Origin of the sequence: Methylosinus sp. Sm6, from assembly GCF_019802345.1 — a bacterium.
GTDB lineage: Bacteria > Pseudomonadota > Alphaproteobacteria > Rhizobiales > Beijerinckiaceae > Methylosinus.
In genome coordinates this window covers 83,451-97,989 of record NZ_JAINDZ010000008.1, presented here as the reverse complement: position 1 = coordinate 97,989, position 14,539 = coordinate 83,451, and the positions used below count along the sequence as shown (strand labels likewise).

Below are 14,539 nucleotides of genomic sequence, written 5' to 3'. Positions count from 1 at the left end.
GATTGACATGGGCCGCCTCGGCGCACAAATTGGTTCTGCTCGCTTGGAGAAGCCGGTGAAACTCCGGCGCGGTCGCGCCACTGTGATCTGCCTGTTCGGCAGGGAGTCAGACCTCCAAAGACGGGCTTTGCAATCCAGCGGGACGCAGGATCCCGAGGAGGCGTGATGACAACAGAAATTCTCGTCCGTGACGTTCGACCGGCCGCTATTCCGGTGCGCGATATTCTGCCCTTTGCGATCTGGTTCGGGCTCCTCTGCCTTCTCGCGATCTATTTCGTCGGCGCCGAGCAAGGCGCTTACGTCCACGAGCTCGTGCACGACGGACGCCATCTGCTCGGCTTCCCCTGCCACTGAGTCGGGGGCCTCTCCAATGGTCGCGAAACTCCTGCTTCGCGGGATGCTGTCCGGCGTCCTCGCGGGCGTCGCCGCTTTCCTATTCGCTTCGCTTTTCGGCGAGGCCCAGATCGATCTCGCCATCGCCTTCGAGGCCGGGATGTCGAAGGCGGAGGAGGCGCCCGAACCCGAGCTGGTGAGCCGCGCGATACAGAGCACGCTGGGCCTGCTCACCGCGACGCTCGCCTATGGCGCCGCGCTCGGAGGCCTATTCGCGCTGGCGTTCGCTTTCGCCAATGGCCGTATGGGACGGCTCGACGCCCGAACGACCGCTTTGCTGCTCGCCGCGCTCGGTCTCTTCATCTTCGTCATTGTTCCGGCGCTCGAATATCCGCCCAATCCCCCGGCGGTCGGCGATCCGGCGACGATCGGGACGCGCACCTTTCTCCATTTCGGCATGCTCGCGGTCTCGCTCCTCGCGGCTGTCGCCGCGGCCTGCGCCGTCGGCGGCGCGAGGCGGAGGCTCGGCGCATGGAACGCCGCGATCCTGGGCGTCGGCGGTTATATCGCCATCATGGCGGGCGTGATGTCGATCCTGCCGCCGATCGACGAGGTTCCGCGGAATTTTGCGGCGACGACTTTGTGGCGTTTCCGGCTCGCGTCGCTCGGCGTCAATACGGTCCTGTGGCTGACGATCGGCCTCGTCTTCGGCGCCCTGTGCGAGAGCCGGGCGCCGGCCGTCGAAACGTGACCGGGCGGACGAGGCTGATCCTGCTCTTGCTCTGCCACGCGTCCACGAACGCACAGAGGACCGCGGCTTTCCCTCTCGACGAGCCGATCGACGCGACGGGCCATGCGTCGGCGACGGCGCTCGGCGGCGCGTTTTCCTCCATGCGGGCGATCGTCTGCAGCCCGGCCCGGCGCGCCCTCGAAACCGCCGCCGCGGCCGGCCTGACCGCGCGCCCCGAGCCGGCCTTGCGCGATTGCGACTACGGCCGATGGGCCGGCGGCAAGCTGACGGACATCGCCCGCGGCGAGCCCGCAGCGGTCGAGCAATGGCTGACCGACCCCGAGGCCGCGCCGCATGGCGGCGAGTCGATCGCCGCTCTGCTCCGCCGCGTCGCCGAGTGGATGGACGACGACGCTTTGGTCGGTCCTGCGCTGGCCATCACCCACGCCAGTGTGATCCGCGCCGCGGTCGTTCACGCCATAGGCGCTTCCGCCAACGCCTTCTGGCGAATCGACGCGTCGCCTCTGTCGGCGGTGGAGCTGCGCCGCAACGAGCGCCGATGGTCGTTTCATGCGAGTCGCCCTCCGCCTCGCACGTTCGAAGAGCGCGAGCTCGCATCCTCGCGGTGCGGGTAAGCGCCGAGGGCCCCTCCTCGGTCTCACATTCGCGTAACGAGCGCCGCGGCGCGGTCGCCGGAGCGGATCGCGCCTTCGATCGTCGCCGGAAGGCCGGTCGCCGTCCAGTCGCCGGCGAGAAAAAGATTGCGCCAGCGCGTCGCCGCATCCGGCCGGCGGCGCTGCTGCGCCGGCGTCGCGGCGAAGGTCGCGCGCTTTTCCTTCACGATCTGCCATGGCGGCAGCGCACGGGGCAGGCCGGTCGCGGCGGCGACCTCGGTCCAGATGCGCTCGGCGAGGCTTTCGCGCGGCTCGTCCATCAGCCGGTCGGCGCCGCTGATCGTCACCGACAGGCGATCCCCGAAGGCGAACAGCCATTCGGTCAGCGAGCCGATCATGCCGATGAGCGGCGGCTGGCCGGGCGGCGGCGCGATCTTGAAATGCGCATTGACGATGCCGCGGAAATCATCGGGCGCGACGATCTCCGGCAGCAGCTCCTGCGCCGTCCAGGGCGGAACGGCGAGCGTGATCGCGTCGTCATCGCCGAGCGCGACGCGCTCCTCGCCGAAATCCAGCGCAACGGCGCGCTCGCCCGAAAATTCGATCGCCCGCAGCCGCGCGCCATAGCGCGGCGTGACGCCCGCCGCGGCGAGCGTCGCCAGCGCCGGCTCGATGAAGGCCGCGCCGAGTCCGCGGCGCGGCGCCAGCGGGCGGCAGGCGGCGCCGCCGGCTCCGAGCGTCTCGCGCAGCACGGCGCCGGCGAGCTCGGCGGAGGCCTCGCGCGGATCCATGTTCAGAGCCGACAGCAGCACGGGGCCCCACAACCGCTCATAGAGCAGGCCGGAGCAATCCATCGCCTCGCCGATGGTCGCGCCTCTTTTTGCGCGCAACAGTCCGAGCGCGCCCAGATAATCGCCCGGCGAGGAGCCGGGGACGCGGCGATCCGCGACAAAAATCCACCAGGGCAGGCGCGAGGCGTTGGGCCTGAGGCGCCAGCGCTCGCCATTGCGCGTGTCCAAAAAATCGAACACGCAGTCCTTCGGGCCGACCAGCTCGCCCATGGCGCCGATGCGCCGCGCATAGTCGAGCGCCGCGCCATTGCCGGACAGCAGCAGATGATTGCCATTGTCGATGACGAGATCGAGGCTCGGATCATGATAGGAGCGGCAGCGCCCGCCCGCCATGCGCGCGGCCTCGTAGAGCGCGACGCGGCGCCCCTCGCCGGAAAGGCGCAACGCGCAAGCGAGGCCGGCGAGGCCCGCGCCGATGACATGAACGGTCCGCGTCACGTCAGCGCATATTTGAGCAGCGCCAGAAGAATCTTGGCGCGCGAAGCCGAGACCGGCGCGCGCGGCGGCGCGAAGCCGCGAGCGACGAGACGGTCGAGAATCGAGCGATAGGCGGTCGCCATCAGATAGGGCGCCTTCACCGCGCTCGGCGGCGAGACGCGCATGATGAGCTCGGCTTCCGCATAATGTTTTCGCGCGCGATCGGCGACCGACCCGCAGGCCTCGGCGAGGCCGGGATGCGCGAGCGCGGCGCCGGGCGAGACATCCGTGACGCCCGCCGCCTCCAGCGCCTCGCGCGGCAGATAGAGCCGACCTCTCCGATCGTCCTCGTCGAGGTCGCGCAATATGTTGGTGAGCTGCAGCGCGCGGCCCATGTGAAAGGCGAGCAGCCGCGCCTTGGTCGGCAGGCCGCCGTTCTCGCCGCCGCAATCGGCGTCGTCCGCGAGGCCGAAGACGCGCACCGAGAGGCGCCCCACCGCGCTGGCGACGCGATCGCAATAGAGGTCGAGCCGCTCCCACTCGGGCGCGCGAATATCCTCGACGACATCCATGGCCATGCCGTCGATCACCGCCTCGAAATCGACGCGATCGAGCGCAAAGCGCCGCACCGGCGCGGCGAGGTCGGCGCAGCGCTTATGCGTGCGGCCGGCGTAGAGCTCGTCGAGATCGCGGCGCCAGTCGTCGAGCGCGGCAAGGCGCGCGGCGCGGTCGCCGTCTTCGTCGGCGATGTCGTCGACGGCGCGGCAAAAGCCGTAGATCGCATACATCGCGTCGCGCCGCTCGGGCTCGAGCACGCGCATGGCGAGATAGAAGGAGCTCTTGGCGGCGACGGGCTTCGCCGCGCCGTCGGCGAGCAGAGCGGGGCTGTCGACGCTCATGCCGATTCGCCCGCCAATGCGCGCGAGCGCGGCCGCGTCAGCCGCCGCAGCAGAACCGCGCCCGCGCCGAACAGCGCCGTGGCGAGGAATTGGCCCTTGCCGGCGTGAACCGCCTCGCTCAGCGGATCGGCGACAAGCAGCCGCCGCGTCAGCGTCTCGGCGAGACGCTGAATGGCGCCGACCTCCATGGCGAGCCGGATATCGGCGATGCGGTCCGCGAAAGGCGAGCTTTGCGCGAGCAGCTCGCTCGTGCGGCGCGCCAGCTCGCGCAGCGAGGCCGCGAGCGGCGGCGGAGCGGCGGTCTCGGCGAGCATGTCGACGCTCGCGCCCTGCGCGGCGAGCAGGTCCTGCGGCAGATAGACGCGATCGAGACTCCGATAATCCTTCGCGCAGTCCTGCAGATGATTGATGATCTGCAGCGCCGCGCAGAGCGCGTCATTGGCGCCCCATGTCGCGCCGCGGTCCTCGCCGTGAACGTCGAGCACGAAGCGGCCGACCGGCATTGCGGAATAGCGGCAATAGTCCATGAGATCGTCGAAATCGCGATAGCGCGTCTGCGTCACGTCGCGGCGAAAGGCGATGAGCAGGTCCTGCGCATGACGCGGCTCGAGCCCACGCTCGGCGAGCGCTTCGCGCAGCCGCAGGGCGACGGCGATCGGCTCGCCGCCCGACAGCAGCGCCGCCTCCATTCGGTCGAGCATGGCGATCTTCTCATCGCCGGACAGAGCCGCATGGTCGGAGATGTCGTCCGCCGCGCGGACAAAATCATAGAAGGCGAGGATCGGCGCGCGGTGGCGCGGAGTGATGAACACCGAGGCGACGGGGAAATTCTCGTCCCTGTGGCCCTTGCCCGACCCAGCGGCGGCGATGTCGCTCATTTGAGATCGTCCTCGCTCGTCACGGCGCCTGATACCGCCCCTTCCAGGCGCCGCCGCGCCCGCGGCCGTGCCGCCAAGCGGACAGCAATGTGAACCACGTATAGCAGGCGGCGACGATGGGCAAGGCGAAGGCGCCGATACGGCTTCGCCCGTAGAAGCGCAGCGTCGGCATATAGGCCTGGACCATCAGCAGATAGGCGACGAGGGCCGGAAAGGCCGAGGCTTCGCGCCCCGAGAAGGCGATGATCGGCGGGGCGAGATAGACGAGCCCCATTCCGGCGACCGCGCCGGCGAGGCGCCAAGGCGAGTAGCGCAGCTGCGCATAGGCCGAGCGCGTCACCATCCGCTCGATGTCGACGTAGCTGGCGTAAGGGCGCAGGCTCCAGGCGTCGTCGGTGAGGCCGAGCCAGATCGGCCCCTCTCGCTTCAGCAGCTTGCCGAGCGCGCAATCGTCGATCAGCGCGCCGCGGATCTGCGCGAGGCCGCCGGCCTGCTCCAGCGCCGACGGCCGCACCAGCATCACCCCGCCCGCCGCCGCGGCGACCCGGCTCTCCGGATCATTGACCCGGGAAAAGGGATAGAGCTTTTGAAAAAAGAAGATGAAGGCGGGCACGAGCCAGCGCTCGGCGAGGCTCTCGCAGCGCAGCTTGACCATCAGCGAGGCGAGCACGGTTCCGCGCGCCTCGGCCCCTGCCGCCAGCCGCTCGAGCAGGTCCGGCGCAAAGCCGATGTCGGCGTCGCAGAAGAGGACGTAGTCTGGCCGCTGCGGCAGCGACGTCACATGGACGAAGCCGCGGTTCATCGCCGCGAGCTTGCCGGTCCAGCCCTGCTCCGGCCACCCCTGCAGCACGGCGAGCCGGTCCGGCGCGCCTTCCTGCTCCGCCGTGGCGCGGGCGACCTCGGCGGTGCCGTCCGAGCTCTCGTCGTCGACGAGGACGATGTCGAGCCGGCCGCTGAACCGCTGCCGCAGCAGCGAGCGCAGCGAATCGGCGATCACCTCGGCTTCGTCGCGCGCGGGGACGATGGCGACGACATGGATTATCGCCGACGCGCGCGCGCCGGGCGGGGCGAAGCGTCGGTCATGCTCGGCGAGGCGCCAAAAGGAGCCGTGCCCGACGAGGAGATAGAGCCAGATGAGGAGGCCTGCGCCGGCGAGGAGTGTGACGATCATCTCTCGAGAGCGTTCGCGTCCCCGTCCGCCTTTGGCGGAGCCGGGACTGACGGCGACGCCATAGCATCGTGCGGCCCCGCTGGCCAGAGGCGCGCGCCTCGGGAGGCCGCCAAAATCGAATTTCGCCAGAAACTTCCGACAGCCGCTTCTCTTCCCGCGCCTCCTGGCGTATATCGCCGCGCCGGATCGTCGTGGGCGGAGGCGGAATCGGTCGCGGGTCGGACAGCGGCGCTTCCCGCGCCGCAGCGTCGCCGGGCGTCCTCGTCAAATTCTCAGGGCTTGCTGCATGGACCCCAAGACAGCGCAGGATCCGGCGAGCCCGTCGCCGCGACGCGACGGCGCAGCGTCCGCGAGCGGCGAGCCCGCGCCGGCGGAGCCGCCGCGCCCTCCGGGCCTGTTGTCGCTCATCGTCGGGTCGATCGGCGTCGTCTATGGCGACATCGGCACGAGCCCGCTCTATGCGCTGCGCGAGTCGCTCGCCCACGCCAAGCCGAGCGGCCTGAGCGAGGAGGCGGTGGTCGGAACCATCTCGCTGCTCATCTTCGCGCTGATCTTCACCGTCACTGTCAAATATGTGATCTTCCTGATGCGGGCCGACAACCGCGGCGAGGGCGGCATTCTCTCGCTGATGGCGCTCGCGCAGAACGCGCTCGGCCGGCGGGCGACGCCGGTGTTCCTGTTCGGCGTCGCCGGCGCGGCGCTGTTTTCCGGCGACGCCATCATCACTCCGGCGATCTCGGTTCTGTCCGCCGTCGAAGGACTTTCGGTCGTGAACCCGCGCTTCGGCGAGTTCGTCTTTCCGATCACGCTCGTCATCCTCGTCTCGCTATTCTGGGCGCAGAGTCATGGCACGGCGCGGGTCGCCGCTCTGTTCGGCCCGGTGATGGCTCTCTTCTTCATCGTCATCGCCGCGCTGGGCGCCTCGCACATCGGCGATGCGCCGCAGGTGCTGCACGCTTTCGATCCGCGGCGCGGATTCTCGTTTCTCCTGCATCACGGCTGGATCGGATTCGCCGTGCTCGGCTCGGTGTTCCTGGTGGTGACGGGCGCCGAGGCGCTCTATGCGGACATGGGCCATTTCGGCCGCAGGCCGATCCGCATCGCCTGGGTCTTCTTCGTGCTGCCGGCGCTGCTGCTCAATTATCTCGGCCAGGGCGCGCTGATCCTCGCCGATCCGCGAGCGATCGAGAATCCATTTTTCCTGCTCGCGCCGGAGTGGGGGCTGCTGCCGCTGGTGATCCTGTCGACGCTGGCGACGGTCATCGCGAGCCAGGCGGTCATCACCGGCGCCTTCTCGCTCGTGCGGCAGGCGATCCAGCTCGGATTGCTGCCGCGCCTCGAGATCACCCATACGTCCGAGACGCAGGAAGGGCAGATCTACATCGGCCGCGTCAACCGGCTGCTGCTGATCGGCGTGCTGATTCTCGTCGTCACCTTCAAGAGTTCGAGCGCGCTCGCCTCGGCCTATGGCATCGCGGTCACCGGCACCATGGTGACGACGACCGCGCTCGCCTTCATCGTCGTGTGGCGCAAATGGCGCTGGCCGCTCGGCGCCGCGACGCTGTTCATCATGGCTTTTCTCACTGTCGATCTCGCCTTCCTCGCCGCCAATCTGATGAAGGTCGTCGACGGCGGCTGGGTTCCGCTGCTGCTCGGCGGGGCCTCGATGATCGTGATGTGGACCTGGGTGCGCGGCACCGCCCTTCTCTCGGAGAAGACCCATCGCGACTCCATTCCGATTCTCGAGCTCATCGCCATGCTGGAGAAATCGAAGCCGACGCGCGTTCCCGGCACGGCGGTCTTCTTGACCAGCGATCCGGAGGTCACGCCCACCGCGCTCATGCACAATCTCAAGCACAACAAGGTGCTGCACGAGCGCGTGCTGGTCATCAGCGTGCACACGGAGGACATGCCGCGCGTCGCCGCGGAAAAGCGGTTCGAGATCGAAAAGCTCTCGCACGACTTCACGCGCGCGACGCTCCATTACGGCTATATGGAAAGCCCGCGCGTGCCCGCGGCGCTCGCCGCCATGCGCAAGGCGGGCGTCAAATACGACATCATGACGACCTCCTTCTTCCTCGGCCGTCGCTCGATCAAGGAGAGCCCGAGCTCCGAAATGCCGCCATGGCAGGACAAGCTCTATGTCGCCTTGACGAGGCAATCGGCCAATGCGACGGACTTCTTCTCCATCCCGACCGATCGCGTCGTCGAGCTCGGCGCTCGGCTCACGATCTGAACGAAGTCGCGACGCCGCGCCTACGTGATTTCCCCGATTTGCCATCATCGGGCTCGTTTCCGACAATCGCGGGGCGAGCAAAGTCGCGTGCGCGTCGGCCGCCGCCGACGGGGGAGGGTGTCCGATGGCGAATCTGAACTTCGACGATTTTCGCGAGCTCGGAAAATTTCAGCTCGAAGCCTTGAATTCTGCGACGACCACGACAACGAGAGGCCTGAAGGCGATCGCCGCCGAAGCGACCGACTATTCCAAGCAGTCGCTCGACAATAGCCGCGCCTATTTCGAGAAGCTGCTGCGCGTGCAGAAGATCGACGACGTCATCGAGCTGCAGTCGGAGTTCTACCGCGCGGCCTATGGCGACTTCTTCGCGCGCGCCTCGCGGGTCGGCGAGCTCTGCTCCAATCTCGCCAAGGAAGCGTTCGTCACGGCGCAGGCGACGAGCGAGAACGCGACCAAGGCCGCGTCCGAGGCGACGAGCAAGGCGATTTCGGGCTTCGGCGAGCAGACCGAGCAATTCGTCTCCAAGGCGCAACAGGCCGCCACGGGTCAGCGCTGACCGCGCGCGCGCAAGGCCGCGCGGTCGAGAATGGCGACGTCGCGCGGCGCCGAGAGGCTGATCGCGCCGCGCCGCTCCAGCGCGGCGAAGGAGCGGCTGACCGTTTCCGGCGCCAGCGCCAGAAAATCACCGATATCGCAGCGCGACACAGGCAGCGTCACCCGACGCGGGCCGGCGCGCTCCCCCGCGCTCTGGCGCTCCTCGAGCGCGAGCAGAAAGGCGCCGACCTTCTCCACCGCATTGACGCGCCCGAGCAGCGAGATCTGCGTCTCGAGCCGCGCGATGGCGGCGAAGGCGATCTCGCGAATGGCGCGCGCCGCCTGCGGATCGGCGTCGGCGAGCGCTTCGACCTCGCGGCGCGGATAGCGCAGCACGATCGTGCCTTCGGTGAGCGCCTCGATGCTCGAGCCGGCGCGGCCTTCGCCGTCGAAGCCGAAGAAATCGCCCGGGAACAGCAGGTCGACGATGCGCCGGCGTCCGTCGGCGCTGAGCGCGCAGCGGCGCGCGGCGCCGGCTTCGACGCGATAGAGGAAAGGCGCGCTGCGCTCGCCGTCGCAGACGATCTCGCCGCGCCGGCGCCGCAGCGGCGTCGCCAGCGCCTCGATGCCGGCGAGCGGGCTCGGCGGCGCGGCGACAGGCGCGAGCGAGGCGCTGCGCGGACTCATTCCAACTCCTCTCCCGGTCGGCGCTCCGCCGTTTCCCGATCGACGTTCCGCCGTTGATTTCTAGGGCGGAGCGGTCGTGGAAAAAGAGCGGGCGAAGCGCGCTCCCGGCGCCTTTTTCGAAGTGGTCCGGCTGCGCTTGACTCTTGTCCGCGGCGGAGTCAGCATGAGAACAAATATCGAACATGAAGGGGCCGAAGGACCGATGTCGCAGGGCGGCGTTTCGGAACGGATCGTCTTTTTGCGTCGGCAGCTCGCCGCGCTTTCGGGCGAGGGCGGGCGGGAGCCGGAGCCGCGCGCGCCGGCCGGGGCCGCCATGCGCCCAGAGCCCTCCGATCTCGAGCGGCTGTTCGCCCATTGCCGGCGCGGCGCCTGCGAGATCGTGCCGGCGCGGCCCAAGGACGCCGCCGCCGCGGCGGGCTTCGCCTTCGCCCTCGCTCTGCGCTGCGCCCGGCTGCGGCCGGAGGCGGGGATCGTCTGGATCGTCGAGGACATGGTCGCGCGCGAGATCGGCCTCCCCTATGGGCGCGCCCTGCAGGCGGCGGGCCTTCCGCCCGAGCGGCTGGTGCTGGCGCGCACGCGCCGCCCGCGCGACACGCTCTGGGCCATGGAGGAGGCGCTCAGAAGCGCGCCGGCGGCGGTCGTCGCCGAGAGCTGGGCCGGCATGAGCGCCTATGGCCTCGTCGCCTCGCGCCGCCTCGTCCTCGCCGCGCGGCGGGGCGGGACGGCCGGCCTCTTGCTGCTGCCGCGCGCCGCCGGCGAGGCCCTGCGCCTCGTGAGCGCCGCCGAGGCGCGCTTCGAGATCGCCGCCCCCTTCGCGCGAGAGCGCGTTCCGATCGAACGGAATCGTTCGATCGATCAGAATTCGCTCCAGATCAAAAAAGCTGGAGCCGTTTTCGATCCACTCGGATCGGAAACGGCTCCAGGCCCGCGGATCAAAGGCGGCGAGGGCGCGGCGCGGCCGCCGCCCGGTCCTTGGGCCTTTCGCCTGCGCGTCGCCAAGGCGCGCGGCCTCTTCGGCGCCTTCGATCCGCAGGCTTGGCGCGACATTGTCTTCGACCATGAGAGAGCCGAGTTCCGCCATGCGCTGCCTCGCCGTGTTCCTTCCGCGCCTTCCGACCGACCGGATTTTGCGCGCATGCGCGCGCTCTGACGCGGATGCGCCCTTCGCCGTCTTTGCCGCGGGCACGGGCGGCGATCGCCTGACCGCCGTCGACGCGCGCGCCGAGCGGGCCGGGCTCGTCCCCGGAATGGCGGTCGCCGACGCCCGCGCCATGCGCCCGGCGCTGCGGCTCGCCGCGGCCGATGCGGCGGCCGACGCCGCCCTGCTGGGAAAAATCGCCGATTGGTGCCGGCGCTTCACGCCGCTCGCCGCGATCGATCCGCCCGACGCCATCGTCATGGATGTGTCGGGCGCGGCGCATTTGTTCGGCGGCGAGGCCGCATTGCTGGCGGAGGTCGAGCGCCGCCTCGCCGGCCAGGGGTTTGCCGCGCAGGCGGCGCTCGCGCCGGGCCCCGCTCTGGCCGGCGCTCTGGCGCGCTTCGCGCCCGCGGTCCGGGCGCCGCGCCATGTTCCGGCCGAAACGCCGCGGGCGGATGTCGAGGCGATCGCCGCGCGCCTGCCCGTCGCCGCGCTGCGCCTCGACGAGCCGGCGCGCCGCCGCATGGAGCGCGCCGGACTGCACAGGCTCGGCGACCTCCTGTCGCGGCCGCGCGCGCCGCTCGCCGCGCGCTTCGGGCCGGACGCAATGGCGCGGCTCGACGCTGTCGCCTGCCGGCGGCGCGAGCCGATCTCGCCGCGCTTCGAGGCTCCGGACTTCATGGCCGAGCGGCGTTTCCCGGAGGGGCTGACGCGGCGGGAGGACATGGAGCGGACCCTCGCCGCGCTGGCGCGCGAACTCTGCCTGCTGCTGGAGCGCCACGGCGCCGGCGTGCGCCATGTCGCGGCCGAATTCTACCGGGTCGACGGCGCGGTCGCCCATATAGAGACGGGAACGAGCCGGCCGCTGCGCGATCCCGGGCTCCTCGCCCTGCTGCTGCGCGAGCGCCTCGCCGTCCTCGCCGAGGAGGGGCTCGACACCGGCTATGGCTTCGATGTGATCCGCCTCGGCGCGACGCGAACCGAGCGCTGCGCGACGCCGCAGGCCGATCTCGGCCTCGCCCCGGAGGAGAGCGCCGGCGCCGACCTCTCCGATCTCGTCGACCGGCTCGGCGCGCGGCTCGGCCTGCGCCGCGTGCTGCGGCTCTATCCGCAGGCCAGCCATATTCCCGAATTTGCCGTCGCCGCCCTTCCCGCCGCCGCGCCGCCGCCCCGGACCGCTGCGCGGCCCGACCCTCCCCTTCCCGCCCCGACGCGCCCCTTGCGGCTGTTCGAGCGGCCGGAGCCGATCGAGGCCGTCGCGCTGATGCCGGACGGGCCGCCGCTGCGCTTCCGCTGGCGGCGCGCCTTGCATGAACTCGCGGCCTATGAGGGGCCGGAGCGCATCGCCCCGCAATGGTGGAGCGCGCCGGACGGAGAGGAGACGCGCGACTATTTTTATGTGGAAGACCGCGAAGGCCTGCGCTTCTGGCTGTTCCGCAAAGGCTTGCCCGGTCATGAATGCGCGCATCCGCGCTGGTTCATGCATGGCCTGTTCTGACGCTTCGCCGACCCCTGCGGCGCCCTGTCATCTTGTCGTCACGGTTCGGGAGGAAACCGAACCATCCCTGCCCCGCGACGTTTCCTGAAGCGGCGTCTCGTCTCGGGGCCATACGGCTTAAAAAAGCGGGATCGAAAACCCTATGAACGGACGCCGAGAGGCCCGCCGGCCGATTTTGAACCCTTCCGCGCGCCGCCGCATCGAAGAGGCCTCCGCGCATTTTCGCCGCCAGCGCGAGGCCCGCGAAAAAGCCGAGCGAACGGAGGGCGAGCCGACCGGGATCGACCCGGCTCCGGCCGCGTCCGCGAGCGGGCGGCCGACGCCTTTCAAATCCGAGGCGATCGCTGATTTCGTCGAGACGACGCGCCGACGCCTCGCGCCGAACCTCGGCAAGGCGCTCGCCGGCCTGGCGAGCCTCGCCGTCTTCGCTCTCGCCGGCTTCATCCTGGCGGGAACCGTCTCCAGCGTCAAATTCGCCGATGTGCGCGCCGCCATCGGCGCCATGAGCGCCGAGCAGGTGCTCGCCGCGCTGCTGCTCACCGCCTTCTCCTATCTCGCGCTCACCGGCTACGACGCGTTGGCCTTGCGCCAGCTCGGCCTGCGCGTTCGCTACCGCGTCGCCGCGCTCGCCTCCTTCACCAGCTACGCCTTCACGTTCAACCTCGGCTTCCCGGTCGTCACCGCGGCGGCGGTCCGCTATTGGATCTATTCGCGCGGCGGCGTGAGCGCGGTGCAGGTGGCCAATGTCACGGTGATCGCCGGCGTCACCTTTTGGCTCGGCATGGCCTCGGTCGTCGGCGCCGGCCTCATGGCGCGAGCCGGCGAGCTCGGCGCCATCGACAAATTGCCGGCTTTCGTCAATTTCGCGCTCGGACTGCTCATCTGCGCGGGCATCGGCTATTACCTCGTCTGGGTGGCGCTGCGACGGCGGCAAGTGCGGCTGCGCGGCCATAAGTTCGAGCTGCCGGGCTTTATTCCCTCGCTCGGCCAGACCATTCTCGGCGTCGCCGATCTCTGCTGCGCGGCCGCCGCCCTCTACGTCCTGCTGCCGCAGGACACGAGCCTCGACTTCTTCACCTTCGCCTCGGTCTATGTGTTCGCCTGCGTGCTCGGCGTCGTCAGCCATTCGCCGGGCGGGATCGGCGTGTTCGAAGCGACGATGCTGAACGCGCTGCCCGGCCATTCGCAGGAGAGCCTGCTCGCTTCTCTGCTGCTGTTCCGTGTGATCTATTACTTTCTGCCTTTCATCCTCGCGCTCGCGCTGCTCGGCGCGGACGAGGGCTCGCGCCGCTGGAACAGCCTGCGCGAAACCATTACCCGCATCATGGAGGCCCGTGAGTAGCGGCGCGAATCGGCGATCGTCGGCGGAGCGAGCCTCGCTCGCTCTCGACGCGCATCCATTCGCCCGCGCGCCCGTCCACGGCGAGCTCGACAAAGAGAAACGATGTCCGATCTGCGCCGACGCTATCAGGGAGAAGCCCTTCTCGGCCTCGTCATCGACGCGCTGCCGGAGGCGGTGTTCGTCATCGATTCGGAAGCGCGCATCGTCGCCGCCAATCGGGCCGCGCGCTCGGTGCTGCCGTCGCTGCGCGTCAATGATCCGCTGGCGCGCAGCCTGCGCTCGCCGGACGTGCTCGACGCGCTCGACCGCGTGCTGCGCGGCGGCGCGCCGGAGAAGGTGATCTGGGTCGAACGCCTGCCGGTCGAATGCTGGTTCGAGGTGCATATCGCGCCGCTGCGGCTCGAGGGCTATGAGAACGCCGCTGTGGCGAGCCTGCGCGATCTCACCGAATCGCGCCGGGTCGAGCGCATGCGCGTCGACTTCGTCGCCAACGCCAGCCACGAGCTGCGCACGCCGCTCGCCTCGCTGCTCGGCTTCGTCGAGACGCTGCAAGGCCCGGCGCATGACGACGAGAAGGCGCGCGAACGCTTTCTCTCCATCATGCGCGAGCAGGCCCAGCGCATGTCGCGCCTCGTCGACGATCTGCTGTCGCTCTCGCGCATCGAGCAGCATCTGCATCTTCGGCCCGACACGCCGGTCGATCTCGCCATTCTCGTCGCGCATATCGTCGACACGCTCGGCCCGATGGCGGAAGACGGCGGGATCGAGCTGCAGCTCGACGCGGCCGGTTCGGTCGTCGTGCCGGGCGATCGCGACGAGCTCGCCCGCGTCGCCGAAAACCTGATCGAGAACGCGATCAAATACGGCGCCGGCCCGGTCGAGATCTCGCTCGCCCCGCTCGGCGCCTCCGCCGTCTTCTCCGTGCGCGACCACGGTCCGGGCATCTCGCCGGAGCATCTGCCGCGCCTCACCGAGCGCTTCTATCGCGTCGACGCGGGCAAGAGCCGCGCCAAGGGAGGAACCGGCCTCGGACTCGCCATCGTCAAGCACATCGTGGCTCGCCACCGCGGCCGGCTCGCCATAGATTCAGCGCCCGGGAAGGGCGCGACATTTCGCGTCTTCCTTCCCCTGATCGATCCGGACAAAATCGAAAGCGCTTGAGGCGATCCGCCGTTGTGACGGCAAGTTCAAGGCTTTGTTGTGTCATGCGA

Annotated in this window: 14 protein-coding genes and 1 riboswitch; of the genes, 9 read left to right on the top strand and 5 right to left on the bottom strand. The window is 69.7% G+C overall.

The features are described from left to right. Window position 1 precedes the first annotated feature (1 nt). A riboswitch (cobalamin riboswitch) is annotated at window positions 2-134 on the top strand. A 31-nt stretch (window positions 135-165) separates the two neighbouring features. Genes K3F48_RS07725 through K3F48_RS07715 form a run of 3 tightly spaced genes read left to right on the top strand, consistent with a single transcriptional unit; the run spans window position 166 to window position 1,698 of the window. Beyond that, entirely contained in the window at window positions 166-354 is a 189-nt protein-coding gene (locus K3F48_RS07725) for a CbtB domain-containing protein (protein ID WP_222574842.1), read from the top strand. A gap of 16 nt (window positions 355-370) precedes the next feature. Next, complete coding sequence (locus tag K3F48_RS07720; RefSeq protein ID WP_222574841.1) at window positions 371-1,084, top strand: CbtA family protein; 714 nt, start codon at window positions 371-373, stop codon at window positions 1,082-1,084. Beyond that, window positions 1,081-1,698: a histidine phosphatase family protein gene (locus K3F48_RS07715; RefSeq protein WP_370631371.1), complete on the top strand. Its 618-nt coding sequence runs from the start codon at window positions 1,081-1,083 to the stop codon at window positions 1,696-1,698. Before K3F48_RS07720 ends, K3F48_RS07715 begins: the two co-directional genes overlap by 4 nt. A 23-nt stretch (window positions 1,699-1,721) precedes the next feature. On the opposite strand, the gene hpnE is transcribed toward K3F48_RS07715, so the two are convergent. Genes hpnE through K3F48_RS07695 form a run of 4 tightly spaced genes read right to left on the bottom strand, consistent with a single transcriptional unit; the run spans window position 1,722 to window position 5,893 of the window. Next, entirely contained in the window at window positions 1,722-2,966 is a 1,245-nt protein-coding gene (hpnE, locus tag K3F48_RS07710) for a hydroxysqualene dehydroxylase HpnE (protein WP_222574840.1), read from the bottom strand. After that, window positions 2,963-3,844 carry a presqualene diphosphate synthase HpnD gene (gene hpnD / locus K3F48_RS07705; protein ID WP_222574839.1) on the bottom strand — a complete coding sequence of 294 codons (882 nt, stop codon included), beginning with the start codon at window positions 3,842-3,844 and terminating at the stop codon, window positions 2,963-2,965. The genes hpnE and hpnD overlap by 4 nt, the downstream gene beginning before the upstream one ends. Then, the gene (hpnC, locus tag K3F48_RS07700) at window positions 3,841-4,722 is read right to left on the bottom strand and encodes a squalene synthase HpnC (RefSeq protein ID WP_222574838.1); all 882 of its coding nucleotides are present in this window, start codon (window positions 4,720-4,722) and stop codon (window positions 3,841-3,843) included. Before hpnC ends, hpnD begins: the two co-directional genes overlap by 4 nt. 19 nt (window positions 4,723-4,741) lie before the next feature. Then, on the bottom strand, window positions 4,742-5,893 hold the full coding sequence (locus K3F48_RS07695) for a glycosyltransferase (RefSeq protein WP_222574837.1): 1,152 nt from the start codon (window positions 5,891-5,893) through the stop codon (window positions 4,742-4,744). Window positions 5,894-6,179: 286 nt separating this feature from the next. On the opposite strand from K3F48_RS07695, the gene K3F48_RS07690 reads away from it, so the two are divergent. Together K3F48_RS07690 and K3F48_RS07685 are read left to right on the top strand one after the other, a co-directional pair. Beyond that, window positions 6,180-8,129, top strand: coding sequence for a potassium transporter Kup (locus K3F48_RS07690; protein WP_222574836.1), 1,950 nt, complete (start codon window positions 6,180-6,182; stop codon window positions 8,127-8,129). Between the two features lie 124 nt (window positions 8,130-8,253). Continuing rightward, window positions 8,254-8,685: a phasin family protein gene (locus K3F48_RS07685; RefSeq protein ID WP_222574835.1), complete on the top strand. Its 432-nt coding sequence runs from the start codon at window positions 8,254-8,256 to the stop codon at window positions 8,683-8,685. On the opposite strand, the gene K3F48_RS07680 is transcribed toward K3F48_RS07685, so the two are convergent. Next, complete coding sequence (locus tag K3F48_RS07680; protein WP_222574834.1) at window positions 8,676-9,350, bottom strand: helix-turn-helix domain-containing protein; 675 nt, start codon at window positions 9,348-9,350, stop codon at window positions 8,676-8,678. The genes K3F48_RS07685 and K3F48_RS07680 overlap by 10 nt on opposite strands. A 163-nt stretch (window positions 9,351-9,513) precedes the next feature. On the opposite strand from K3F48_RS07680, the gene K3F48_RS24250 reads away from it, so the two are divergent. The 4 genes from K3F48_RS24250 (at window position 9,514) to K3F48_RS07655 (ending at window position 14,489) form a co-directional block, all read left to right on the top strand. Further along, window positions 9,514-10,500, top strand: coding sequence for a hypothetical protein (locus K3F48_RS24250; RefSeq protein ID WP_255608608.1), 987 nt, complete (start codon window positions 9,514-9,516; stop codon window positions 10,498-10,500). After that, a complete protein-coding gene (locus K3F48_RS07665; RefSeq protein ID WP_222574833.1) occupies window positions 10,430-11,986 on the top strand; it encodes a DNA polymerase Y family protein in 1,557 nt (518 codons plus the stop codon). Before K3F48_RS24250 ends, K3F48_RS07665 begins: the two co-directional genes overlap by 71 nt. Window positions 11,987-12,128: 142 nt before the next feature. Continuing rightward, on the top strand, window positions 12,129-13,328 hold the full coding sequence (locus K3F48_RS07660) for a lysylphosphatidylglycerol synthase domain-containing protein (protein ID WP_222574832.1): 1,200 nt from the start codon (window positions 12,129-12,131) through the stop codon (window positions 13,326-13,328). Window positions 13,329-13,430: 102 nt separating this feature from the next. Next, entirely contained in the window at window positions 13,431-14,489 is a 1,059-nt protein-coding gene (locus K3F48_RS07655) for an ATP-binding protein (protein ID WP_222574831.1), read from the top strand. Window positions 14,490-14,539 lie beyond the last annotated feature (50 nt).

Bases quoted from the DNA above. Each gene is read 5' to 3' on its own strand.
- K3F48_RS07725 (WP_222574842.1), top strand. From the start codon at position 166: ATGACAACAGAAATTCTCGTCCGTGACGTTCGACCGGCCGCTATTCCG.
- K3F48_RS07720 (WP_222574841.1), top strand. From the start codon at position 371: ATGGTCGCGAAACTCCTGCTTCGCGGGATGCTGTCCGGCGTCCTCGCG.
- hpnD (WP_222574839.1), bottom strand. From the start codon at position 3,844: ATGAGCGTCGACAGCCCCGCTCTGCTCGCCGACGGCGCGGCGAAGCCC.
- hpnC (WP_222574838.1), bottom strand. From the start codon at position 4,722: ATGAGCGACATCGCCGCCGCTGGGTCGGGCAAGGGCCACAGGGACGAG.
- K3F48_RS07695 (WP_222574837.1), bottom strand. From the start codon at position 5,893: ATGATCGTCACACTCCTCGCCGGCGCAGGCCTCCTCATCTGGCTCTAT.
- K3F48_RS07690 (WP_222574836.1), top strand. From the start codon at position 6,180: ATGGACCCCAAGACAGCGCAGGATCCGGCGAGCCCGTCGCCGCGACGC.
- K3F48_RS07685 (WP_222574835.1), top strand. From the start codon at position 8,254: ATGGCGAATCTGAACTTCGACGATTTTCGCGAGCTCGGAAAATTTCAG.
- K3F48_RS07680 (WP_222574834.1), bottom strand. From the start codon at position 9,350: ATGAGTCCGCGCAGCGCCTCGCTCGCGCCTGTCGCCGCGCCGCCGAGC.
- K3F48_RS24250 (WP_255608608.1), top strand. From the start codon at position 9,514: ATGAGAACAAATATCGAACATGAAGGGGCCGAAGGACCGATGTCGCAG.
- K3F48_RS07665 (WP_222574833.1), top strand. From the start codon at position 10,430: ATGCGCTGCCTCGCCGTGTTCCTTCCGCGCCTTCCGACCGACCGGATT.
- K3F48_RS07660 (WP_222574832.1), top strand. From the start codon at position 12,129: ATGAACGGACGCCGAGAGGCCCGCCGGCCGATTTTGAACCCTTCCGCG.
- K3F48_RS07655 (WP_222574831.1), top strand. From the start codon at position 13,431: ATGTCCGATCTGCGCCGACGCTATCAGGGAGAAGCCCTTCTCGGCCTC.